Consider the following 21397-nt stretch of genomic DNA (forward strand, 5'->3'; position numbering starts at 1 on the left):
CCCCCCCCCCCCCCCCCCCCCCCCCCCCCCCCCCCTCCCCCCCCCGGGCCCGCGCGGGCGCGCGTCGGGCCACCGCCACGGCCGGCAGCGGAGCGGCACGGCGGGCGGACGCCCCGGCCACCCCGTCGCCGCGAGCCGCGGCCGGCACCACGGGACCGGCACGCCCCGCCGGAGCCGGCCCCCGCCCCGGACGCGGGTCCATGGAGCACGGCGACGCATACACGGCGGCGCCGAACCGGGATCCAGAGTGACCGCCACCGGTCCTGACCTGGGTCGATACCGGCGAGGGCGGGCCCTTGCGGCAACGGCGGGAGGGTTGAGCCGCGTCACAGATCGGCCGAAAGGGTTGCCCTTATTACCGACGGGTAGCATCATCGTAGCTACTTGCTGGTATGGGTCATGAGAGGGCCGTCGCCATGGGGCACTACAAGTCGAATCTCCGCGACATCGAGTTCAACCTCTTCGAGGTCCTCGGGCGCGACAAGGTGTACGGCACCGGTCCGTTCGAGGAGATGGACGTCGAGACGGCGAAGAGCATCCTCGACGAGATCCGTCGCCTCGCCGAGAACGAGCTCGCGGAGTCCTTCGCGGACGCCGACCGCAACCCGCCGGTCTTCGACCCGGAGACCAACACGGCCCCGGTCCCGGCCACCTTCAAGAAGTCGTACAACGCCTTCATGGAGTCCGAGTACTGGCGTCTGGGCATCCCGGAGGAGATCGGTGGCACCGTCTCCCCGCGCTCCCTGATCTGGGCCTACGCGGAGCTGCTGCTCGGCTCGAACCCGGCCATCTGGATGTACTCCTCCGGCCCGGCCTTCGCCGGCATCCTCTACAACGAGGGCAACGAGGCGCAGAAGAAGGTCGCGCAGATCGCCGTCGAGAAGCGCTGGGGCTCCACCATGGTCCTCACCGAGCCCGACGCGGGTTCGGACGTCGGCGCCGGCCGCACCAAGGCGATCCAGCAGGAGGACGGCTCCTGGCACATCGAGGGCGTCAAGCGCTTCATCACCTCCGGTGAGCACGACATGGAGGAGAACATCCTCCACTACGTCCTCGCCCGCCCCGAGGGCGCCGGCCCCGGCACCAAGGGCCTGTCCCTCTTCCTCGTCCCGAAGTACGAGTTCGACTGGGAGACCGGCGAGCTGGGCGCCCGCAACGGTGTGTACGCCACCAACGTCGAGCACAAGATGGGCCTCAAGGCGTCCAACACGTGCGAGATGACCTTCGGCGACAAGCACCCCGCCAAGGGCTGGCTGATCGGCGACAAGCACGACGGCATCCGCCAGATGTTCCTCATCATCGAGTTCGCCCGCATGATGGTCGGCACGAAGGCGATCTCCACCCTCTCGACGGGCTACCTCAACGCCCTCGAGTACGCCAAGGAGCGCGTGCAGGGCACCGACCTGGCGAACTTCATGGACAAGAGCGCGCCCAAGGTCACCATCACGCACCACCCCGACGTCCGCCGCTCGCTGATGACGCAGAAGGCGTACGCCGAGGGCATGCGTTCCCTCGTCCTCTACACCGCCGCGGTCCAGGACGAGATCGCGGTCAAGGAGGCGGCGGGCGAGGACGCCAAGGCGCTGCACGGCCTCAACGACCTGCTGCTGCCGATCGTGAAGGGCTACGGCTCCGAGAAGGGCTACGAGCAGCTCGCCCAGTCGCTGCAGACCTTCGGCGGCTCCGGCTTCCTGCAGGAGTACCCGATCGAGCAGTACATCCGCGACGCCAAGATCGACACGCTCTACGAGGGCACGACGGCCATCCAGGGCCAGGACTTCTTCTTCCGCAAGATCGTCCGTGACCAGGGCGCGTCCCTGAACGCGCTGGCCGAGGAGATCAAGAAGTTCCTCGCGCTCGGCACCGGCGGCGAGGAGCTGGCCCCGGCCCGTGACGCGCTCGCCAAGGCCGCCGTCGACCTGGAGGGCATCGTCGGCGCCATGCTGACGGACCTGACGGCGACCGGCGAGGACGTCAAGAACATCTACAAGGTCGGCCTCAACACCACCCGCCTGCTGCTGGCCTCCGGCGACGTGGTCGTCGGCTACCTGCTGCTGCGCGGCGCGGCCGTCGCCGCCGAGAAGCTGGCCGAGGGCGCGTCCGGCAAGGACGTCGCCTTCTACCAGGGCAAGATCGCGGCCGCGAAGTTCTTCGCCGCCAACGTCCTGCCCGGCGTCTCGACCGAGCGCGCGCTCGCCGAGGCCGTCGACGGCTCGCTGATGGACCTGGACGAGGCGGCGTTCTAGGGGCGTGTCGCGAAAGTAGCGTCGTCCGCCCGGAGGGCGGGCCCCGGCCAGACGGGACTTTCCACACACGCCCTGGTCACGCCCCACCCCGTGGTCGCCAGGTGGCCCGCTCCCGGATGTCCGGGAGCGGGCCACCGCCGTTTCCCCCGTGTCCCGCGCCGTCCCCCGCGCCTGGTCAGCCCGGCGAAGGCACCGGTATCCGCAGGGATGCCGTGGTCACCGGCAGGATGTCCCCGAGGCGGACCGGGTCACGGTCCGGCGCCCCGGTCGCGGCGATCGTGCAGAACGGGCAGAGCGGCATACCGAGCGGGGCGCTCCACTCGGCCCCGGGCGCCTCACACGCGGCGCAGGCGGGCGCGGTCATCGTTTTCACCAGTGCACCTCCGGTCACGATCGGCGGACTGATCCGATACGCATTCGATACTCGCAGCCGCCACTGACAACGGACCGAACTCCCGCCGGTGCCAAGGTGGCAAGCGGTTGTCCACAGGGCCGCGACGATCTTCTTACTCGCCCGTATCGTGAAGGCATGAGCAGCTCACCCCCCCGCTTCGACCGCGGCCACACCGATGACCTGATGACGTTCCTGGCGGAGTCCCCTTCGCCCTACCACGCCGTGGCGAACACCGCAGAGCGGCTGGAGAAAGCCGGCTTCCGGCAGGTCGAGGAGACCGCCGCCTGGGACGGCACCAGCGGCGGCCGGTTCGTGATCCGCGGCGGCGCCATCATCGCGTGGTACGTACCGGAGGGCGCCCCCGCCCACACCCCCTTCCGGATCATCGGAGCCCATACCGACTCGCCCAACCTGCGGGTCAAGCCGCAGCCGGACAGCGGCGCCCACGGCTGGCGCCAGATCGCCGTCGAGACGTACGGCGGGACACTGCTCAATACCTGGCTCGACCGTGACCTTGGCCTGTCCGGCCGGCTGACGCTGCGGGACGGCAGTCACCATCTGGTCAACGTGGACCGGCCGTTGCTGCGCGTGCCGCAGCTGGCGATCCATCTCGACCGGCAGGCCAACGAGGGCCTGAAGCTCGACCGCCAGCGGCACATGCAGCCGATCTGGGGCCTCGGCGACGACATCCACGAGGGCGACCTGATCCGCTTCGTCGCCGGCGAGGCCGGGGTGGCCGCCGAGGAGGTCGCCGGCTGGGACCTGATGGTGCACTCCATCGAGGCGCCGGCCTATCTGGGCCGTGACCGCGAACTGCTGGCCGGCCCCCGCATGGACAACCTGCTGTCGGTGCACGCGGGCGCTGTGGCGCTCGCCGCCGTGGCGAGCGCGGACGGCGGCGACCTGAGCACCATCCCTGTGCTCGCCGCCTTCGACCACGAGGAGAACGGCTCCGAATCGGACACCGGCGCCCAGGGTCCGCTGCTCGGCACCGTGCTGGAGCGGTCGGTCTTCGCCCGGGGCGGCGGTTACGAGGACCGGGCCCGCGCCTTCGCCGGCACGGTCTGCCTCTCCTCGGACACCGGCCACGCCGTGCACCCGAACTACGCCGAGCGGCACGACCCGACGCACCACCCGCGCGCCAACGGCGGCCCCATGCTGAAGGTCAACGTCAACCAGCGGTACGCGACCGACGGCAGCGGCCGGGCCATTTTCGCGGCGGCCTGCGAGAAGGCCGGGATTCCCTGGCAGACGTTCGTCTCCAACAACGAGATGCCCTGCGGCACGACGATCGGCCCCATCACGGCGGCCCGCCACGGCATTCAGACCGTCGACATCGGCGTCGCGATCCTGTCGATGCACAGCGCCCGTGAACTGTGCGGCGCCGACGACCCGTACCTCCTGGCCAACGCCCTGGTCGCGTTCCTCGCGTGACCTCTACTGCGTAGGTGTTGCGGGTGGGGGTACCCGCAACACCTACGCAGACGAGGAGATGGGATTCATGGGCCTGGGTGGCTGCATCATTCTCATAGCGGTCGGGGCGATCCTCACCTTCGCGACCGACTGGGAGGCACAGGGCGTCAATCTCGACCTGGTGGGCCTGATCCTGATGGCGGTCGGCATCATCGGCGTCGCGACGTTCACGAGCATCGCGCGGCGGCGCCGGGCGGTCGTCCCGCCGGTCGCGCCGACGGTGGTCGACCCGCCCGACGAGCGCCGCTACTGAGCGGCGCACCGGCGGCACCGGAGAGCGGCGCCGCTGAGCGAAACATCTGCGAAAGACCGGACCTGACAGCGTGTCCGGCATGGTTCTGCTGGGAGAACAGACAGCCCCGGTACGTCATGGCGGTCCGACGCGGCAGGCGTTCTGGACCGTCGTCGCCGCGGCCGTGACCATCTGCCTCGCCGCGGGCGGATATCTCGTCCACGCCCACCACGCGCGGCCGCCGTGGGGTGACGACATCGCCTACGAGGCGGGGTACGTCCAGGGCAAACGCATCCGCGCCCACGACCTGGACGGACAGCGGGTGCGCGACCTCCTCGACGGAGGCTGCGCCCGGATGGAGGCCGAGGGACTGGGCGGCCGGAAGGCCACCCACAACCCGGCGATGTGGGTGGCCGGTTGCCTCGACGGCGCGGCGGGGAAGCCCTCCGACGCCCAGGGCCTGGTGTATTAGGCCCTGGGCGGGCGATCTTTGGGGCCAAGCCCGCGGCGTCGGATGCGGTGGACCGCAAGGCGCCGGATCGCCCTCGTACTGGGTGGGCGTACTCGGGCGGCTCCGGCAACGCAGCGGGGTGCCGTGGCCGGCGTCGCGGGCCCGGGAAGGCCGCCCGCCCGGGGCCTAGGCGCCGGTGCCGTCCTCGTCCAGACCGGCGAGGATCAGCGGCAGCCGGGCGGCGCCCCGTTCTGTGACCTTCACCGGGACGCCCCAGTCCTGCTGGTGCACATGGCAGGCGGGGTACTCGTTCTCCGGGTCGTCGTCGCAGGACGCGGCCATCGCCGAGACGTGCAGCACACCCTCGGTGATACCCGGGGTGAGCGTCAGCTCCCGCGACAGGTCCGTGCCCGTGCCCTCACCGGCCGCCAGCAGCTCGGGCGGCGTCGAGGACACCAGCAGGCGTGTGGACGGGCCGTAGCGCTCGTCCAGCTTCTGCCCGGTCGGGGCCCGGAACACCACGTCCAGCCGGAGTGAGCCGGGGGCGATCTCGGTCGCCTCCCGCCGCGTACGGTGCGCCACGGCGTCGACCTGCACGGCCTCCTCGGGGAGCCGCAGCCGGGTCAGCCGGTGCCGGGCCGACTCGACCACCACGATGTCGTCGCCCACGAGGACCGCGTCGCTCGGCTCGCGCAGATCCGTCGCCAGCGTGGTGACCTCGCCGCTCACCGGGTCGTAGCGGCGCAGGGCGTGGTTGTAGGTGTCCGAGACGGCCACCGAGCCGTCGGGCAGCGCGGTGACGCCCAGTGGGTGCTGGAGGAGGGCCTGGGCGGCCTCGCCGTCGCGGTGGCCGAAGTCGAACAGGCCGGTGCCGACGGCCGTGTGCACGGCGCCGCCGGTGTCGGCCCAGCGCAGCGCGCTGGTCTCCGAGTCGGCGATCCACAGCCGGTCCCCGGCCGCGGCGAGCCCGGAGGGCTGGGCGAACCACGCCTCCTCGACGGGCCCGTCGACCAGACCCTCGTTCGTCGTGCCCGCCGCGACGCGCACCGTCCCGCGCTCGGGGTCGTACGCCCACAGCTGGTGCACGCCGGCCATGGCGATCCAGACCTCGCCCTGCCACCAGGCCACGTCCCACGGCGACGACAGGGCCACCTCACGGGCGGGCCCGGCCGTGGGGAAGCCCTGCATCCACTGCTTGCCGGTGCCCGCGACGGTGGAGACCTCGCCGCTGCCGAGGTCCAGGACGCGCAGGGCGTGGTTGACCGTGTCGGCGACGACGACGTCGCCGCCGGGGAGCAGCGCGAGCCCCTGCGGCTCGTTGAACCGCGCCTCGTCGGCCTTCCCGTCGGCCAGACCCCGCTCGCCGGTGCCGAAGCGGCGCAGGACGCTCTCCCCGTCCGCCGCGAGCTCCACCAGTTGGTGCCGGGTGGTGTCGGAGACCAGGAAGGTGCCCCCGTCCAGCGGCAGCGCCTTGCCGGGGAAGCGCAGATGTGTGGCGACCGGCTCGGGCGCGACGTACGGCCCGTCCCCGCGCCGCAGCGTGCCCTTGGCCCCGTGCTCCGCCTCCAGCTCCTGGATCAGGGTCTCGATGGCCTTGGCGTGCCCCTCACCGGCGTGCTGCGCGACGATGTAGCCCTCGGGGTCGATCACCACGAGCGTGGGCCAGGCCCGCACGGCGTACTGCTTCCACGTGGTGAGTTCGGGATCGTCGAGGACGGGGTGGTGCACCTCGTACCGCTCGACGGCGTCGACGACGGCCCGGTGCTCGGCCTCGTGCACGAACTTGGGCGAGTGCACACCGACGATCACGACGGTGTCCCGGTGCTTCTCCTCCAGCTCCCGGAGCTCGTCGAGGACGTGCAGGCAGTTGATGCAGCAGAATGTCCAAAAATCAACAATAACGCACTTGCCCCGCAGGTCGGCGAGGGTCATGTCCTTCCCGCCCGTGTTCAGCCAGCCACCCTTGCCGATCAGCTCGGGGGCACGGAGACGGGCACGGCGGGGCGCGGGCGCGGGGGTGGGCGCCGGGGCGGCATCGTTCATGGCTCAAGGGTGCCATCCGGTCCCTGAACGGCCGAGCGAAGGCCCGTCGCGGCCCCCGGGGGGTTGGCGGCGACGGGCCTTCGCGGGGTGGGGCCGGGCGGGGCGGGTGGCGGCGGTCGACCCGCGCGCTCATGCCGGCTACTTGGGGTCGCGGTCGAACTGTGCCTTCGACCAGCGGTGGCCGAGGACCGTGAGGCCGAGGCACCAGGCGAGGGCGATCCACCCGTTGTTGCCGATCTCGGTTCCGAGGAGGAGTCCGCGCAGGGTTTCGATGGCCGGGGTGAACGGCTGGTACTCGGCGATCGGCCGGAACCAGCCGGGCATGCTGCTGAGGGGGACGAAGGCGCTGGAGATGAGCGGCAGCAGGATCAGCGGCATGGCGTTGTTGCTGGCGGCCTCGGGGTTGGGGCTGCCCATGCCCATGCCGACCGCGATCCAGGTGAACGCCAGGGCCACCAGGGCGAGCAGCCCGAACGCCGCCAGCCATTCCAGGAGGGTGGCGTCCGTGGAGCGGAAGCCGATGGCCGCGGCGACGGCGCCGACGAGGACCACGCTCGCGACGGCCTGCAGGACGCTGCCGGCGACATGCCCGAAGAGCACGGAACCGCGGTGGATCGCCATGGTGCGGAAACGGCCGATGATGCCTTCGGTCATGTCGCTGGAGACGGACACCGCGGTGCCGACCGCGGTGGACCCGATGGTCATCAGCAGGATGCCGGGGACGATGTAGGCGATGTACGCGGAGCGGCCTCCGCCACCGCTGAGGCCCGCGCTCATGGCGTCGCCGAAGACGTAGACGAACAGCAGCAACAGCATGACGGGCGTGAGCAGCAGGTTCAGCGTGAGGGACGGATAGCGGCGCGCGTGCAGGAGGTTGCGGCGCAGCATGGTGGACGAGTCGCGCAGGGCGAGTGCGAACCGGGCCGGGCGGGCGGGAGTCAGGGGGGTGCTCATCGGACAGCCTCCTTCGGCTGGGTGGGGACGCCGGCCGCGCCGGTCAGGGCGAAGAACACGTCGTCGAGGTCGGGGGTGTGCACGGTCAGCTCGTCGGCCTCGATGCCGGCCGAGTCCAGCCGGTCGAGGACGAAGCGCAGTTCGCGCTGGCTGCCGTCGCTGGGGAGCCGCAGCGTCAGTGCCGCGTCGTCGCGGGTGACCTCGCGCAGGGCGGAGGCGGCGGACCGGTACACGGCCGGATCGGTGAAACGGAGGCGGACGTGGCCGCCGGGGACGATCCGCTTGAGCTCGTCGGCCGTGCCTTCGGCGGCGATCTTCCCGTCGTTCAGCACCGCGATGCGGTCGGCGAGTTCGTCGGCCTCCTCCAGGTACTGGGTGGTGAGGAAGACGGTGACGCCGCCCGTGACGAGCTCGCGGATGACGCCCCACATGTTGTGGCGCGAGCGCGGGTCGAGACCGGTGGTCGGCTCGTCGAGGAAGATGATCCGCGGGTTGCCGACCAGCGTCATGGCGATGTCCAGGCGGCGCTTCATGCCGCCGGAGTAGCTGGCGGCGGGCTTCTTCGCGGCCTCCACCAGGTCGAAACGTTCGAGGAGTTCGGCGGCGACCCGCCTGCCCTCGCGCTTGGAGAGGCGGTGCAGGTCCGCCATGAGGAGCATGTTCTCCTCGCCGGTGATGAGGCCGTCGACGGCGGAGAACTGCCCGGTGACACCGATCGCCGCGCGCACCGCCTGCGGGTCCCTGGCCAGGTCGTGGCCGCCGACGCGGATCGCGCCGGAGGCGGGGTCGGGGGAGACCAGGGTGGAGAGGATCTTGACGGCGGTGGTCTTTCCGGCGCCGTTCGGGCCGAGCAGGGAGAAGATCGTTCCCTCGGGGACGGCCAGGTCGACGCCGTCGAGAACGGTCTTGTCGCCGTAGGACTTGCGCAGTCCGTTCGCCGCGATGGCCAGGTAGGTCATGAGGGTGCTCCTTGAGGGGCTGCGGGTCGGAAGGCTGCGGTCAGAGGCTGCGGGCGGTGATGTCGCCGTAGGCGGTGGTGGCGTGGATGCTGAGGTCGGCGGCGGCACCGTCGGTGTTCTTCAGCGCGTTGTGGATCCGGCCGTAGCCCGTGCCGGCGTCCAGGGAGGCGGAGACCGCGCGGGCGGCGCCGACCGTGATGTCGCCGTGCTCGGTGCGCAGCGTGACCGCGCCGCTCACGGCCTCGGCGACGTGCAGGTCGCCCTGCTGGGTGCTGATCCGCGCGGGACCGCCCAGCCGGCCGACCGAGATGTCACCGGCCTGGAGGGCGAGGTGGGCGCTCGCGGTCTCGTCGAGCTTGACGGGGCCCTGGGCGCTTTCGAAGGCGACGTCGCCGAGCCGCCCCACGCCCCGGAACTCGGCGCAGGAGGCCTTCGCCTCGACGCGGGAGCCGGCCGGGAGCTGGACCGTCACCTCGACGGAGCCGGAAGGGCCGAAGTACTGGTTCTTCGCCTCCGGGGCCGTGATCCGCAGCACTCCGTCCGCGTAGGCGACCTCGGTCTGCTCCGCCGCCTTCACGTCTCGGCCCTTGGAGGCGTTGGCGGGGAGGATCTCGACCGTGGTGTCGGCCCGGTCGGCGGCGATGAAGCGGATGCGTCCCGCGGGGATGTCCAGGATGGCGGAGACCGGGGCGGGGGTGTCGAACTTCTGCATCGTGCTCTCCCTCTTCTGCGGCGGGCACTCTGTCGGCCCGTCGTTTCTGATGACGTGAACGCTACGTTGCATTCATAGTTTGGGCAACGCACTCGTTGCGCCAGAAAGCCATCAACGCAGGTAAAGGCCGTTATTTTGTTGCAATGGTTTGAAGAGCAACGCAACAACACTCAGCATGTTCGTTGCAATGGAATGGCGGTGAACGCTAAGGTGGCAGCACATGGACCACGAAGGAGACCGCGATGCCGGGAGGCAGACTCACCCAGCAGGAACGTCAGCAGATCGCGCTGGGACTGGCCGACGGCCTCGCCTACGCCGAGATCGCCCGACGACTCGACCGCCCGACCTCCACCATCACGCGCGAGGTCATGCGCAACGGCGGTCCCACGTCCTATCGCGCCGACCTCGCCCACCGCGCCACCGAACAGCGAGCCCACCGGCGCAGGCAGCCCGCCACCCGGGAGCGGAAGACGCCCCCGCAGGCCCACGGGCGCGACGCCGAGGCCGTGCGGGCGTACGAGGAGACGCTCACCACCGTCTTCATAGCGTCGGGCACGCCCAAGATGATGGCCCGGGTCATGGCCTGCCTCACCATCACCGACGCCGGCAGCCTCACCGCATCGGAACTCGCCCAGCGCCTCCAGGTCAGCCCGGCATCCGTCTCGAAGGCGATCGCGTTCCTGGACTCCCAGGGCCTCGTCCGCCGGGAACGCGACGAACGCCGCCGCGAGCGCTACGTCGTCGACGACGACGTCTGGTACCAGGCGATGATGGCCAGCGCCCGCGCCATCGCCCACATCGTCGAGACCGCACGGCAGGGCGTCGGCGTCCTCGGCCCGGGCACCCCGGCCGCCGCACGCCTGGAGAACATCGCCCGTTTCCTCGACTTCGTCAGCGAGAGCACCACCCGCGCCGCGGAACAGGCCCGGGACATCCTCTTCGCGAAACCCCCGACGACCCCCGACGGCGGCACCGGGCCACGCCCGGACGACGCACAGCCGGCCGGCCCGGCGGACACCCCCTAGGGTGCTGGGGCGTATGTCGAAAGTCCCGTCCGGCCGGGAACGCCTGGCACGCACGCTCGCACGCACCGGACGCCCCCGGCCCCGCCCCCCGGGCGGACGACGCTACTTTCCGAACACGCCCTGGCGCCGCGGCGGGGCCAGGCCGAGGAGACGGTCCTTCAGGGCCGGGAACTGGTCGCGGGTCGTGGCGACCCTGGCCGGATCGAGACGGACGTGGAGGATCTCCTCGCCGGGGCCCGCCTCGGCGAGGACCTCGCCCCAGGGGTCGACGACGATGCTGTGGCCCGCCTGCTCCACGCCCGCGTGCGTGCCGGCGGTGCCGCAGGCCAGGACGTAGGCCTGGTTCTCGACCGCGCGGGCGCGGGCCAGCAGGGTCCAGTGGTCGCGGCGGCGCGCGGGCCAGCCGGCGGGGACGACGAAGGCGAGCGCACCGGCGTCGACGAGACCGCGGAACAGTTCGGGGAAGCGCAGGTCGTAGCAGGTGGCGACGCCGAGCGGGAGGTCCGGCAGCGGGACGGTGACCAGGTCCTCGCCCGGCGCCATCATCACCGCCTCACCCTTGTCGAAACCGAAGCGGTGGATCTTGCGGTAGGTGCGGACCAGCTCGCCGGAGGGCGAGAAGACCAGCGACGTGTTGTAGAGGGCGCCGGACGGGTCGCGCTCGACGATGGAGCCGGCGTGCAGCCAGAGACCCGCGTCGCCGGCCGCCGCGGCCATCGCGTCGTGCGTCGGGCCCCGCAGCGGTTCCGCCTCGGCCTCGAAGGCTTCGTAGGCGAAGGCGCCAACCGGCCAGAGTTCGGGCAGCACCACCAGATCGGCGCCGCGCTGCTCGCGGACGAGGGAAGCCACACGCCGCCTCCGGGAATTGACCGATTCATCCGTGTCTACTGCGATCTGGATCAACGAGGCGCGCACACTACCACCGTCCTGGCATTCGAGTCGTCAACACCGGCCTACGATCGTCACACGAAAGCACTGCCGGGGTGCCCGGGGGCAGCGTAATTTAGCTCCCACAGCACCCAGCCCGCGCACCGAACCGCCCGAGGGGTCCCGTGACCGTCCATCCCAGCCTCCAGCCTTACGCCGACGCCTGGACCCACTCCATCGAAGCGATATCCGAGCTCGTTCAGCCACTCGTCGAGGGTGAGTGGAATCGCGCCACTCCCTGCCCCGGCTGGTCGGTGCGCGACGTCGTGTCGCACATCATCGGCATGGAGTGCGAGATGCTCGGCGATCCACGGCCGATCCACTCTCTGCCGCGGGACCTGTACCACGTGCGCAGCGAGTTCGCCCGGTACATGGAGGTGCAGGTCGACGTACGGCGGCATCACACCGGGCCGGAGATGACGGCCGAGCTCGAGTACACGCTCATCCGCCGCGCCCGCCAGCTGCGCAACGAGAACCGCGCGCCGGACACCATGGTCCGCGCCCCGCTGGGCGCCGAGCAGACCCTGGAACTGGCCTACCGGATGCGTGCCTTCGACGTCTGGGTCCACGAGCAGGACCTCCGTACGGCACTCGGGCAGCCGGGCAACCTCGACTCCCCCGGCGCGCACATCGCCCTGGACAACTTCCTCACCGTGCTGCCGAAGGTGGTCGCCAAGGACGCCGGCGCGCCGCCCAACACCGCGGTCGTCTTCGACGTCCACGGGCCGGTCGAGTTCCTCCGGACGGTCCGGGTGGACGCGGACGGCCGGGGCACGATCGACGGCGCCCCCTCGCTGGGGCCGGCCGCGACGATCGCCACGGACTGGGAGACGTACGTGCGGCTCGCCGCCGGCCGGGTGAGGCCGGCGGCCGTCGCGGACCGGGTCAAGGTCGAGGGGGACGCCGATCTCGCGGCGGCGATCCTCGGCTCCTTCACGGTCACTCCCTGAGGGCCCCGGCCCCTGCTCCTGGTGCGGGTGCGGGTGCGTGACGATGCGTGCCTGGTAGTCCGCGGTGCCCCTGCGGGTACGCGTGGCGTTCCTTGCCGCGGGACGGCTCAGACGGGGACGTGCACGGCCTCCACCCGGCTCGCCACCAGGCGCTCGCGTTCACGGCGGGCCGTGCGTGCCCGCAGCCGCAGGATCTGTGCGAGGCCCAGCCCCTGCAGCACGAAGACCGAGGAGAACGCGATCCGGTAGTCGTCGCCGGTCGCGTCGAGGAGCACGCCGACCGCCAGCAGGGTCGTCATGGAGGCGGTGAAGCCGCCCATGTTGACGATGCCCGACGCGGTGCCCTGCCGCTCCGGCGGGTTGGCCGGCCGGGCGAAGTCGAATCCGATCATCGAGGCGGGGCCGCAGGCGCCGAGAACCGCGCAGAGGGCGATCAGCAGCCACATCGGTGCCCGGTCTCCGGGCCAGGCGATGGTGGTGGCCCACAGGGCGCCCGTCGCGACCACCGTGCCCAGGGCGAGGGGCGCCCGCGCGGAGTGGTGGCGGGCGATGATCTGCCCGTAGGCCAGGCCGACGACCATGTTGGACAGGACCACCAGCGTCAGCAGTTCGCCGGCGGTGCTCCTGGTGAGGCCCTGCGCCTCCACCAGGAACGGCAGCCCCCACAGGAGCAGGAACACCATGGCCGGGAACTGGGTGGTGAAGTGCACCCACATGCCGAGCCGGGTACCGGGTTCGCGCCAGGACTCCGCTATCTGGCGGCGGACGAAGGCGGGGCCGGCCTGCGGCGGCGGGGCCGGTTCACGGCCCTCGGGGTGGTCCTTCAGGAAGAGGAGGAGCAGGACGAGCACCAGACCGCCGGCGGCCGCGCTGCCGGCGAAGGTCGCCGTCCAGCCGAGCCCGCCCAGCATCCGTGAAATGACGATCGTGGAGACGAGGTTGCCGGCGACTCCGAACAGCGCCGCGACCTGGGCGATCAGGGGGCCGCGCCGGGCGGGGAACCAGCGTGTGCCCAGCCGGAGCACGGAGATGAAGGTCATCGCGTCGCCGCAGCCCAGCAGGGCGCGGGCGGCGAGCGCCGTCCCGTACGAGGGGGAGAGCGCGAAGCCGAGCTGGCCGGCGGTGAACAGGACCACGCCGAGGGTGAGGACCTTCTTCGTCCCCAGCCGGTCGACCATGAGGCCGACGGGTATCTGCATGCCCGCGTAGACGAGCAGCTGGAGTATGGAGAAGGTGGACAGGGCGGAGGCGTTGATGCCGAAGCGGTCGGCGGCGTCGAGGCCGGCGACGCCGAGGGACGTGCGGAAGATGACGGCGACGAAGTAGACGGAGACGCCGACGCCCCAGACCAGCGCGGCGCGCCGGCCGCCCGGGGGGTCGGTGGGGAGGGCGGCCGTCGGGCTCATCGGTCCTCACCCCGGACCAGCACCCTGACGCGGCTGATGTGCCGGTGCACGCAGCGCGCGGCGCCGTCGGCGTCGCCGGCGCGGATGGCGTCGAGGATCTCGGCGTGCTCGGCGATGTTCTTGGCGATGCGGTCGGGGTGGGCCTCCATGACGGCCACTCCCATCCGCAGCTGGCGGTCGCGCATCTGGTCGTAGAGGCGGGAGAGGATCTCGTTGCCGGCGTGGCGCACGATCTCGGCGTGGAAGCAGCGGTCGGTCACGGCGACGGCGGCCAGGTCGCCCTCGTCGGCACGCCGGCGCTGTTCCGCCAGGAGTTCCTCCAGCCGTCCGATCAGCCGCGCGGTGGCCGGGACGGCCCTGCGGACGGCGAACTCCTCGACGAGCAGCCGGGTTTCGACGACGTCCGCGATCTCCTGGGCGGAGACGGCGAGGACGAGCGCGCCCTTCTTGGGGTAGAGCTTCAGCAGCCCTTCCATCTCCAGTTTCAGCAGTGCCTCGCGCACGGGGGTGCGGGACACCCCGACGGCCTCGGCGAGTTCGCCCTCGGTGAGGAGGGTTCCGCCTTCGTACCGGCGGTCGAGAACGGCCTGCTTGACGTGGGTGTAGACACGGTCGGCGGCGGGCGGCGCGGAAGGCATGCGCACAGCATAGATACAACAGGGGTGCAAGAGGGAGGCCCGTCCGCGATGCGGACGGGCCTCCCTGGTGACCGGGTCTCATCACGCCCAGGTGATGAGCCTCTTGGGCTGTTCCAGGATCGCGGCGATGTCCGCCAGGACCTTGGAGCCGAGCTCGCCGTCGACCAGGCGGTGGTCGAAGGAGAGCGCCAGCGTGGTGACCTGACGCGGTTTCACCTTGCCCTTGTGGACCCACGGCTGGAGCTTGATCGCGCCGACCGCGAGGATCGCGGACTCGCCGGGGTTGAGGATCGGCGTACCGGTGTCCACGCCGAAGACACCCACGTTGGTGATGGTGACCGTGCCGCCCTGCATGGCCGCCGGGGTGGTCTTGCCCTCACGGGCCGTGGACACCAGCTCGGACAGCGCCTGCGAGAGCTCGGGCAGGGTCTTCTCGTGCGCGTCCTTGATGTTCGGCACGATCAGACCGCGCGGGGTGGCCGCGGCGATGCCCAGGTTGACGTAGTGCTTGAGCACGATCTCCTGGGCGGCCTCGTCCCACGACGCGTTGACCTCGGGGTTCCGCTTGATCGCGACGAGCAGCGCCTTCGCGACGAGCAGCAGCGGGTTGACCCGGAGCCCGGCCATGTCCTTGTCGGACTTGAGCTCCTCGACGAGCTTCATCGTGCGCGTGACGTCGACCGTGATGAACTCGGTGACGTGCGGCGCGGTGAAGGCGGAGCCCACCATCGCCTGCGCGGTGGCCTTCCGTACACCCTTGATGGGGATGCGGGTCTCGCGGCCCGCCTCGGCGGGGGCCGCCGCGGGGGCGGGCGCCGGGGCTTCCGGCCTCGCCGCGGGCTGCGGCGCGGGCACGGGTACGGCCGCGGGGGCGGCGATCGAGGCCGCCGCCAGGGAGACGGCGGCGTGCACGTCCTCGCGGGTGATGATCCCGTCCGGGCCGGTCGGGGTCACGGTCGCCAGGTCGACGCCCAGGTCCTTGGCCAGCTTGCGCACGGGCGGCTTGGCGAGCGGGCGCGGTCCGGCGGGGGCGGCGGGGGCCGCTGTGGCGGCCGCCACGGCGCCGTGGCCGTTGAGCTCGCCCTGGATCGCGGCGGCGAGCGCCTGCGGGGCCGGGGCGGCGGAGCCGGCCGGTTTGCGCGGGCGGCGCTTGGTGGACGTCGCGGCGACGCCGTAGCCGACGAGCACGGGCTGGCGGCCCGCGGGCTCGGCGTCCTCGGCGGCACCGGCCTCACCCGCGGAGTCCTTGGCGGCGGGCTCCTCGGCGGCGGGCTGAGCGGTCTGCGGCTGGGCGGCCGCGGGCTCACCGGAACCGGGAGCCACGTCGACGGCGATGATCACCTCGCCGACGTCGACGGTCGTGCCCTCGGGGAAGCGCAGCTCGTGCACCACTCCGTCGTACGGGATCGGCAGCTCGACCGCGGCCTTCGCGGTCTCCACCTCGCACACCACCTGGCCGTCGGTGACGGTGTCACCGGGCTGAACGTACCACTTGAGGATCTCCGCCTCGGTGAGTCCCTCGCCCACGTCGGGCATCTTGAACTCGCGGTAGCGGCTGGAAGTGTCAGTCATGGTCTCGGCACTCCTCGTTCAGTACGCCAGCGAGCGGTCGACGGCGTCGAGCACGCGGTCCAGACCCGGCAGGTATTCCTCTTCCAGCCGTGCCGGCGGGTACGGGGCGTGATAGCCGCCGACCCGCAGGACCGGTGCCTCCAGGTGGTAGAAGCACCGCTCGGTGATGCGTGCGGCGATCTCGGCGCCGGAGCCGTAGAAGACGGGCGCCTCGTGCACGACGACCAGCCGGCCGGTCTTCTCCACGGATGCCTGGACCGCGTCGAAGTCGATCGGGGACATCGAGCGCAGATCGAGGACCTCCACCGACTTGCCCTCCTCCGCGGCGGCCGCGGCGGCCTCCAGGCAGACCTTCACCATCGGGCCGTAGGCGGCCAGGGTGAGGTCCGTGCCCTCGCGGACGGTGCGGGCCCGGTGCAGCTCGCCGGGGATGGCCTCGGTGTCGACCTCGCCCTTGTCCCAGTAGCGCCGCTTCGGCTCGAAGAAGATCACCGGGTCGTCGCTCTGGATGGCCTGCTGGAGCATCCAGTACGCGTCGGCGGAGTTGGAGGGCGAGACCACCTTCAGGCCCGCGACGTGCGCGAACAGCGCCTCGGGCGACTCGCTGTGGTGCTCGACGGCGCCGATGCCGCCGCCGTAGGGAATGCGCACGACGACCGGCAGCTTGATCTTGCCGAGGGCGCGGGCGTGCATCTTCGCGAGCTGCGTGACGATCTGGTCGTACGCGGGGAAGACGAAGCCGTCGAACTGGATCTCGACGACCGGGCGGTAGCCGCGCAGCGCCAGGCCGATCGCGGTGCCGACGATGCCGGACTCGGCGAGCGGGGTGTCGATGACCCGCTCCTCGCCGAAGTCCTTCTGCAGTCCGTCGGTGACACGGAAGACGCCGCCGAGCTTGCCGACGTCCTCACCCATGATGAGGACCTTGGGGTCGGTCTCGAGCGCCTTGCGCAGGGACTCGTTGAGCGCCTTCGCGAGCGGGAGTTTCTGTACAGCCATGGTTACTTGACCTCGCCATCCGCGAACGACGCCTGGTACGCGGCGAACTGCGCGCGCTCCTCGTCGACGAGCGCGTGCCCGTCGGCGTAGACATTCTCGAAGATCGCCATGTGGTCGGGGTCGGGCATGGCCCGCACCGCCTCGCGGACGCGCTTGCCGAGGGCCTCGCTCTCCGTCTCCAGCTCCTCGAAGTACGCGGCGTCCGCGTGCCCCTGCTTCTCCAGGTAGGAGCGCAGCCGCAGGATCGGGTCCTTGGCCTCCCACGCCGCCCGCTCGTCGTCGTGGCGGTAGCGGGTCGGGTCGTCGGACGTGGTGTGCGCGCCCATGCGGTAGGTGAAGGCCTCGACGAGGGTGGGGCCCTCTCCGCGGCGGGCCCGCTCCAGGGCGTCGCGGGTCACCGCGAGGCAGGCCAGGACGTCGTTGCCGTCGACGCGGATGCCGGGGAAGCCGAAGCCCTGCGCGCGCTGGTAGAGCGGGACGCGGGTCTGCTTCTCGGTCGGCTCGCTGATGGCCCACTGGTTGTTCTGGCAGAAGAACACGACCGGGGCGTTGTAGACCGCGGAGAAGGTGAACGATTCGGCGACGTCACCCTGGCTGGACGCGCCGTCACCGAAGTACGCGATGACCGCGCTGTCGGCCCCGTCCTTGGCGACGCCCATGGCGTAGCCGGTGGCGTGCAGGGTCTGCGAGCCGATGACGATCGTGTACAGGTGGAAATTGTTGCTGTTCGGGTCCCAGCCGCCGTGGTTCACGCCACGGAACATTCCGAGCAGATTGGTCGGATCGACCCCGCGGCACCAGGCGACGCCGTGCTCACGGTAGGTCGGGAAGACGTAGTCGTCGTCCCGCAGGGCGCGGCCGGAGCCGATCTGGGCGGCCTCCTGGCCGAGCAGCGAGGCCCACAGGCCCAGCTCGCCCTGGCGCTGGAGGGAGGTGGCCTCGGCGTCGAAGCGGCGGGTCAGCACCATGTCGCGGTACAGGCCACGCAGCTCTTCCGGGCTGAGGTCGATGTCGTACTCCGGGTGCTGGACGCGCTCACCCTCGGGCGTCAGCAACTGTACGAGCTGGGGCTCGGAACTCTGTGCCTTCTTCGCGCTCGCGCTGGCGCTCGCGCTGCGCTTGGCGCCGCCGCTGCGTCGCGGCTTGCGCGCGGCAGTGCTTTCCACGGTCACGTGCGTGCTCCTCCGTCGGTCCGGCCCCCGGGTTCGCCGGGAAGCTGGGGTTCCCCCTCTGCTCCTTTGGAGCTTGGGGGAGCGGCTCCGCCTGTTTCCGTGCCGGCGCACGGGGTGGGTGCCCTCGGCCGGGAGCAGGCGTGACAGGTGCCCCGGCGAGCACCCTGTCAAAGGCACGTTACCCAGTGCACAGCATTACTGCGAAACCCCATTTGACCTGCGATTTTGCTTGGATTTCCAAGTAAATCGAGAAATGCGGGAACAATCACTGGTCACAGCCTCGCGGGCTGCCGGAACACGGGCACGTTATCCCGCTCACCCCGGACACGGGAAGAGTCAGTTTGCTGTACTGCCTCCGTGTCCGAAGACGAATGCCCGCCTCGTGCGCCGCGGGCGAGGTGCCTTCCGGCAGGCCCACGGGCGGAGCGTCCGGGTGCGAAACGTTCACTCCTGACCGCCCGCGAATTCGAACCACAGTTCGCAAATGTCCACTACTTGGACCAATCCGCCGAGCGAACACTTCAACACGCTGTGTGATCTAACATTTGGCGCGTGCCGCGCTCATCTGCAACCACCGCCCCACCTGTGAGCGCGCTGCTGCGCCGCTACGAGGAGCCGGGCGAGCCCCTCTCCTGCGTGCCGGTCACGCAGGGCCTCCTCAACCGCGGCTACCGCCTCGCCACGACCCGCGGCGCCTACTTCCTCAAACAGCACCTGGACGCCCCGACCGCCGACCGGGACACCATCGTCCGCCAGCACCGCGCCACCCAGCGCCTGCACGACCTCGGCGTCCCCGTCGCGCCGCCGCTCGCCGACTCCGAGGGGCGGACGGTCGCGGTGATCGGCGGCCGCTGCTACGCCCTGCACCCCTGGGTGGAGGGCCGCCACCGCGACGGCGCCCAGCTGACCACGGCCGGCTCCCGGCGGCTCGGGGCACTCCTGGGGCTCGTCCACACCTGCCTCGAGCAGGTCATGGCCGCCGACGTCGGCAGCGGCGCGCGCGAGTACGACAGCGCCGACCCGCACGACACCTTCCGGCTCATCGACGAACTGCTCGCCCTCACCCGGGAGCGGCGCGCCCGCGACTGCTTCGACGAACTGGCCGAGCACCGGCTCCTGGAGCGGCGGCGGCTGATCGCCGACCACGCCCACCGGCGCCCGCCCCCCGCCGCCGCGGGCGGCTGGGTGCACGGCGACTTCCACCCGCTGAACCTGCTCTACCGGGGCAAGGAGCCCGCCGCGATCGTCGACTGGGACCGGCTGGACGTACAGCCCAGGGCGGAGGAGGCCGTCCGGGCCGCCGTGATCTTCTTCGTCCGGCCCACGGGCGAGCTGGACCTGGCGAAGGTCCGGGCCTATGCGCGGGCCTACCGGCGCGCGGCGGGGGCGGACGCGGCGGAGCTGGCCGCGGCCGTGCACCGGGTGTGGTGGGAGCGGCTCAACGACTTCTGGATACTGCGCTGGCGCTACCAGCTGCACGACGGCAGGGCCGACCCGCAGTTCCCCGCGGTGTCGGCCCTGGCGGTGTGGTGGACGAGCGAGTACGAGGCGGTCCGCGACGCCTTCACCGGATGAGGGTCGCGCGGACCCTCCACCGGGTGGGGTCAGTTGGTGCCCTCGGTCGTACCGGTGCTGGTGCCCTGGTCCGTGCCCGTGCTCGTGCCCTGGTCCGTACCGGTGCTGGTGCCCTGATCGGTACCGGTGCTCGTGCCCTGATCGGTACCGGTGCTGGTGCCCTGGTCCGTGCCCGTGCTCGTGCCCTGGTCCGTACCGGTGCTGGTGCCCTGGTCCGTGCCCGTGCTCGTGCCCTGGTCCGTACCGGTGCTCGTCCCCGGGGACGACGGCTCGCCGGAGGGGGTCGGGTCCTGGGTCTTGGGCGCCGTGGGCGGGTACTCGGTGGGCTGCTGGTTGCCCCAGTTGCCGTTGTCACCCGTGGAGTTGTCGGGCTCCTCCGTCTCCTCGGTCGCCTCCTGGGTCGGCGACGGGCTGTCCGACTTCTCGGTCGACGGCGTCTGGGTGACGGTCTTGTCGTTGTTCTTCGTCCCGCTGGGAGGCGAGGAGGCCTTGATGGCGTACGCCGCTCCGGCCACGATCGCGACCACGGCGAGCGCGACGAACAGCCACAGCCTGGAGCGGCCACCGCGGCCACCGCCCTGCTGGCCGTCGTACGCGTAGGCACCGTCGTCCGGGTTCCTCGACGGGAGGATCGGGCTCTGCGACGTCTCGCCGTGCGTCGGGTGACCGAGCACGGTCGTCGCGGCGACACCGCCGACCGGGGTGTGCACGCCCTCGTGCATCTCGACCGGACCGGTGTTCCAGGTGCCGGAGTGACTGCCCTGCTGCTGGAGCATCTGCAGCCCGTACTGGACCAGTCCGCGCATCTCCTCGGCGCTCTGGAACCGGTCGTCCGGGTCCTTGGCGAGGGCGCGCATGGCCAGCCCGTCGAGCTCCGGCGGCGCCACGTCCGAGACCTCGGACGGCGGGACCGGGATGTCCTGGACGTGCTGGTACACCACGGAGAGCGGCGTCTCTCCGGTGAAGGGCGGCCGGAGCGCGAGCAGTTCGTACAGCAGACAGCCGGTCGCGTACAGGTCGGAGCGGTGGTCGACGGCCTTGCCGAGCGCCTGCTCGGGAGAGAGGTACTGCGGCGTTCCCATGACCATGCCGGTCTGGGTCATCGTCGACTGCGCGCCGTGCAGGGCACGAGCGATGCCGAAGTCCATCACCTTCACCGCGCCGCTGTTGGTGATGATGACGTTCGCGGGCTTGATGTCGCGGTGCACGATGCCGTGCTGGTGCGAGTAGGCGAGCGCCTCCAGCACACCGGACACGATGATGAGGGCCTGCTCGGGCGGCGGGGCCTCGGCGTTGACGAGCAGATCGCGGATGGTGCGGCCCTCGACCAGCTCCATCACGATGTAGGGCACGGAGTGGTTGTTGACCACGTCCTCGCCGGAGTCGTACACGGCGACGATGGCGTGGTGGTTGAGGCCGGCCACGGACTGGGCCTCACGGGTGAACCGGGCCTTGGAGACCGGGTCCTCGGCGAGGTCGGCACGCAGCAGCTTGACCGCCACCGTGCGGCCGAGCCTTACGTCCTCGGCCGCGAACACCTCGGCCATGCCGCCGCGGCCGAGGCGGTGCGTCAGCCGGTACCGGCCGTCGCCGACCAGTCCGCCGGCGCCCCAGTCCGCGGCATCCGACACTCCGCCGCTGCCTGCTTCGGATCCGGAAGCCATCAGTC

Annotated in this window: 19 protein-coding genes; 7 read left to right on the forward strand and 12 right to left on the reverse strand. The window is 71.4% G+C overall.

Annotated features, from left to right (window positions below):
* Positions 1–416 precede the first annotated feature (416 nt).
* Positions 417–2246, forward strand: coding sequence for an acyl-CoA dehydrogenase (locus ACY34K_RS08585; protein WP_462745836.1), 1830 nt, complete (start codon positions 417–419; stop codon positions 2244–2246).
* A gap of 175 nt (positions 2247–2421) precedes the next feature.
* Here ACY34K_RS08585 and ACY34K_RS08590 read toward each other — a convergent pair whose 3' ends face one another.
* Complete coding sequence (locus tag ACY34K_RS08590) at positions 2422–2619, reverse strand: hypothetical protein (RefSeq protein WP_462745504.1); 198 nt, start codon at positions 2617–2619, stop codon at positions 2422–2424.
* A gap of 156 nt (positions 2620–2775) precedes the next feature.
* On the opposite strand from ACY34K_RS08590, the gene ACY34K_RS08595 reads away from it, so the two are divergent.
* From ACY34K_RS08595 to ACY34K_RS08605, 3 genes are all read left to right on the forward strand, one after another.
* Complete coding sequence (locus tag ACY34K_RS08595) at positions 2776–4074, forward strand: M18 family aminopeptidase (protein ID WP_462745506.1); 1299 nt, start codon at positions 2776–2778, stop codon at positions 4072–4074.
* A 67-nt stretch (positions 4075–4141) separates the two neighbouring features.
* Positions 4142–4366 carry a DUF6458 family protein gene (locus ACY34K_RS08600; RefSeq protein WP_462745507.1) on the forward strand — a complete coding sequence of 75 codons (225 nt, stop codon included), beginning with the start codon at positions 4142–4144 and terminating at the stop codon, positions 4364–4366.
* 79 nt (positions 4367–4445) lie between these two features.
* On the forward strand, positions 4446–4817 hold the full coding sequence (locus tag ACY34K_RS08605) for a hypothetical protein (RefSeq protein ID WP_462745508.1): 372 nt from the start codon (positions 4446–4448) through the stop codon (positions 4815–4817).
* 165 nt (positions 4818–4982) lie between these two features.
* Here the strand turns inward: ACY34K_RS08605 and ACY34K_RS08610 are convergent, their stop codons facing one another.
* From ACY34K_RS08610 to ACY34K_RS08625, 4 genes are all read right to left on the reverse strand, one after another.
* Positions 4983–6839, reverse strand: coding sequence for an NHL domain-containing thioredoxin family protein (locus ACY34K_RS08610; RefSeq protein WP_462745510.1), 1857 nt, complete (start codon positions 6837–6839; stop codon positions 4983–4985).
* Between the two features lie 138 nt (positions 6840–6977).
* Positions 6978–7793 (reverse strand): ABC transporter permease, encoded by an 816-nt coding sequence (locus tag ACY34K_RS08615; RefSeq protein ID WP_462745512.1) that lies wholly within the window; start codon positions 7791–7793, stop codon positions 6978–6980.
* Positions 7790–8752 (reverse strand): ATP-binding cassette domain-containing protein, encoded by a 963-nt coding sequence (locus ACY34K_RS08620; protein ID WP_462745513.1) that lies wholly within the window; start codon positions 8750–8752, stop codon positions 7790–7792. Before ACY34K_RS08620 ends, ACY34K_RS08615 begins: the two co-directional genes overlap by 4 nt.
* A 40-nt stretch (positions 8753–8792) precedes the next feature.
* Positions 8793–9464 (reverse strand): DUF4097 family beta strand repeat-containing protein, encoded by a 672-nt coding sequence (locus tag ACY34K_RS08625; RefSeq protein ID WP_462745515.1) that lies wholly within the window; start codon positions 9462–9464, stop codon positions 8793–8795.
* Positions 9465–9706: 242 nt separating this feature from the next.
* Here ACY34K_RS08625 and ACY34K_RS08630 point away from each other — a divergent pair, with 242 nt between their 5' ends.
* Positions 9707–10489 (forward strand): GbsR/MarR family transcriptional regulator, encoded by a 783-nt coding sequence (locus ACY34K_RS08630; protein ID WP_462745517.1) that lies wholly within the window; start codon positions 9707–9709, stop codon positions 10487–10489.
* Between the two features lie 102 nt (positions 10490–10591).
* On the opposite strand, the gene ACY34K_RS08635 is transcribed toward ACY34K_RS08630, so the two are convergent.
* Positions 10592–11404: a carbon-nitrogen family hydrolase gene (locus tag ACY34K_RS08635; protein ID WP_462745519.1), complete on the reverse strand. Its 813-nt coding sequence runs from the start codon at positions 11402–11404 to the stop codon at positions 10592–10594.
* A gap of 137 nt (positions 11405–11541) precedes the next feature.
* Between ACY34K_RS08635 and ACY34K_RS08640 the strand changes: the two genes are divergently transcribed.
* Positions 11542–12366 carry a maleylpyruvate isomerase family mycothiol-dependent enzyme gene (locus ACY34K_RS08640; protein WP_462745521.1) on the forward strand — a complete coding sequence of 275 codons (825 nt, stop codon included), beginning with the start codon at positions 11542–11544 and terminating at the stop codon, positions 12364–12366.
* A 107-nt stretch (positions 12367–12473) separates the two neighbouring features.
* On the opposite strand, the gene ACY34K_RS08645 is transcribed toward ACY34K_RS08640, so the two are convergent.
* The 5 genes from ACY34K_RS08645 to pdhA all read right to left on the reverse strand — a co-directional run bounded on the left by ACY34K_RS08645 (position 12474) and on the right by pdhA (position 18153).
* Complete coding sequence (locus ACY34K_RS08645; RefSeq protein WP_462745523.1) at positions 12474–13772, reverse strand: MFS transporter; 1299 nt, start codon at positions 13770–13772, stop codon at positions 12474–12476.
* Positions 13769–14410, reverse strand: a complete 642-nt coding sequence (locus ACY34K_RS08650) for a GntR family transcriptional regulator (protein WP_462745525.1) — start codon at positions 14408–14410, stop codon at positions 13769–13771. The genes ACY34K_RS08645 and ACY34K_RS08650 overlap by 4 nt, the downstream gene beginning before the upstream one ends.
* An 81-nt stretch (positions 14411–14491) precedes the next feature.
* Positions 14492–15982 (reverse strand): dihydrolipoamide acetyltransferase family protein, encoded by a 1491-nt coding sequence (locus ACY34K_RS08655; protein ID WP_462745527.1) that lies wholly within the window; start codon positions 15980–15982, stop codon positions 14492–14494.
* 18 nt (positions 15983–16000) lie between these two features.
* Entirely contained in the window at positions 16001–16981 is a 981-nt protein-coding gene (locus ACY34K_RS08660) for an alpha-ketoacid dehydrogenase subunit beta (RefSeq protein WP_462745529.1), read from the reverse strand.
* A 2-nt stretch (positions 16982–16983) separates the two neighbouring features.
* A complete protein-coding gene (gene pdhA / locus ACY34K_RS08665) occupies positions 16984–18153 on the reverse strand; it encodes a pyruvate dehydrogenase (acetyl-transferring) E1 component subunit alpha (protein WP_462745531.1) in 1170 nt (389 codons plus the stop codon).
* A 552-nt stretch (positions 18154–18705) separates the two neighbouring features.
* On the opposite strand from pdhA, the gene ACY34K_RS08670 reads away from it, so the two are divergent.
* Positions 18706–19728, forward strand: coding sequence for a phosphotransferase (locus tag ACY34K_RS08670; RefSeq protein WP_462745533.1), 1023 nt, complete (start codon positions 18706–18708; stop codon positions 19726–19728).
* Between the two features lie 29 nt (positions 19729–19757).
* Here ACY34K_RS08670 and ACY34K_RS08675 read toward each other — a convergent pair whose 3' ends face one another.
* Entirely contained in the window at positions 19758–21392 is a 1635-nt protein-coding gene (locus ACY34K_RS08675) for a protein kinase domain-containing protein (protein WP_462745534.1), read from the reverse strand.
* Positions 21393–21397: the final 5 nt, after the last annotated feature.

The organism is Streptomyces sp. STAM6 (genome assembly GCF_054963715.1).

Bases quoted from the DNA above. Each gene is read 5' to 3' on its own strand.
- ACY34K_RS08605 (WP_462745508.1), top strand. From the start codon at position 4,446: ATGGTTCTGCTGGGAGAACAGACAGCCCCGGTACGTCATGGCGGTCCG.
- ACY34K_RS08620 (WP_462745513.1), bottom strand. From the start codon at position 8,752: ATGACCTACCTGGCCATCGCGGCGAACGGACTGCGCAAGTCCTACGGC.
- ACY34K_RS08585 (WP_462745836.1), top strand. From the start codon at position 417: ATGGGGCACTACAAGTCGAATCTCCGCGACATCGAGTTCAACCTCTTC.
- ACY34K_RS08595 (WP_462745506.1), top strand. From the start codon at position 2,776: ATGAGCAGCTCACCCCCCCGCTTCGACCGCGGCCACACCGATGACCTG.
- ACY34K_RS08660 (WP_462745529.1), bottom strand. From the start codon at position 16,981: ATGGCTGTACAGAAACTCCCGCTCGCGAAGGCGCTCAACGAGTCCCTG.
- ACY34K_RS08630 (WP_462745517.1), top strand. From the start codon at position 9,707: ATGCCGGGAGGCAGACTCACCCAGCAGGAACGTCAGCAGATCGCGCTG.
- ACY34K_RS08610 (WP_462745510.1), bottom strand. From the start codon at position 6,839: ATGAACGATGCCGCCCCGGCGCCCACCCCCGCGCCCGCGCCCCGCCGT.
- ACY34K_RS08655 (WP_462745527.1), bottom strand. From the start codon at position 15,982: ATGACTGACACTTCCAGCCGCTACCGCGAGTTCAAGATGCCCGACGTG.
- ACY34K_RS08600 (WP_462745507.1), top strand. From the start codon at position 4,142: ATGGGCCTGGGTGGCTGCATCATTCTCATAGCGGTCGGGGCGATCCTC.
- ACY34K_RS08645 (WP_462745523.1), bottom strand. From the start codon at position 13,772: ATGAGCCCGACGGCCGCCCTCCCCACCGACCCCCCGGGCGGCCGGCGC.
- ACY34K_RS08625 (WP_462745515.1), bottom strand. From the start codon at position 9,464: ATGCAGAAGTTCGACACCCCCGCCCCGGTCTCCGCCATCCTGGACATC.
- ACY34K_RS08650 (WP_462745525.1), bottom strand. From the start codon at position 14,410: ATGCCTTCCGCGCCGCCCGCCGCCGACCGTGTCTACACCCACGTCAAG.
- ACY34K_RS08675 (WP_462745534.1), bottom strand. From the start codon at position 21,392: ATGGCTTCCGGATCCGAAGCAGGCAGCGGCGGAGTGTCGGATGCCGCG.
- ACY34K_RS08615 (WP_462745512.1), bottom strand. From the start codon at position 7,793: ATGAGCACCCCCCTGACTCCCGCCCGCCCGGCCCGGTTCGCACTCGCC.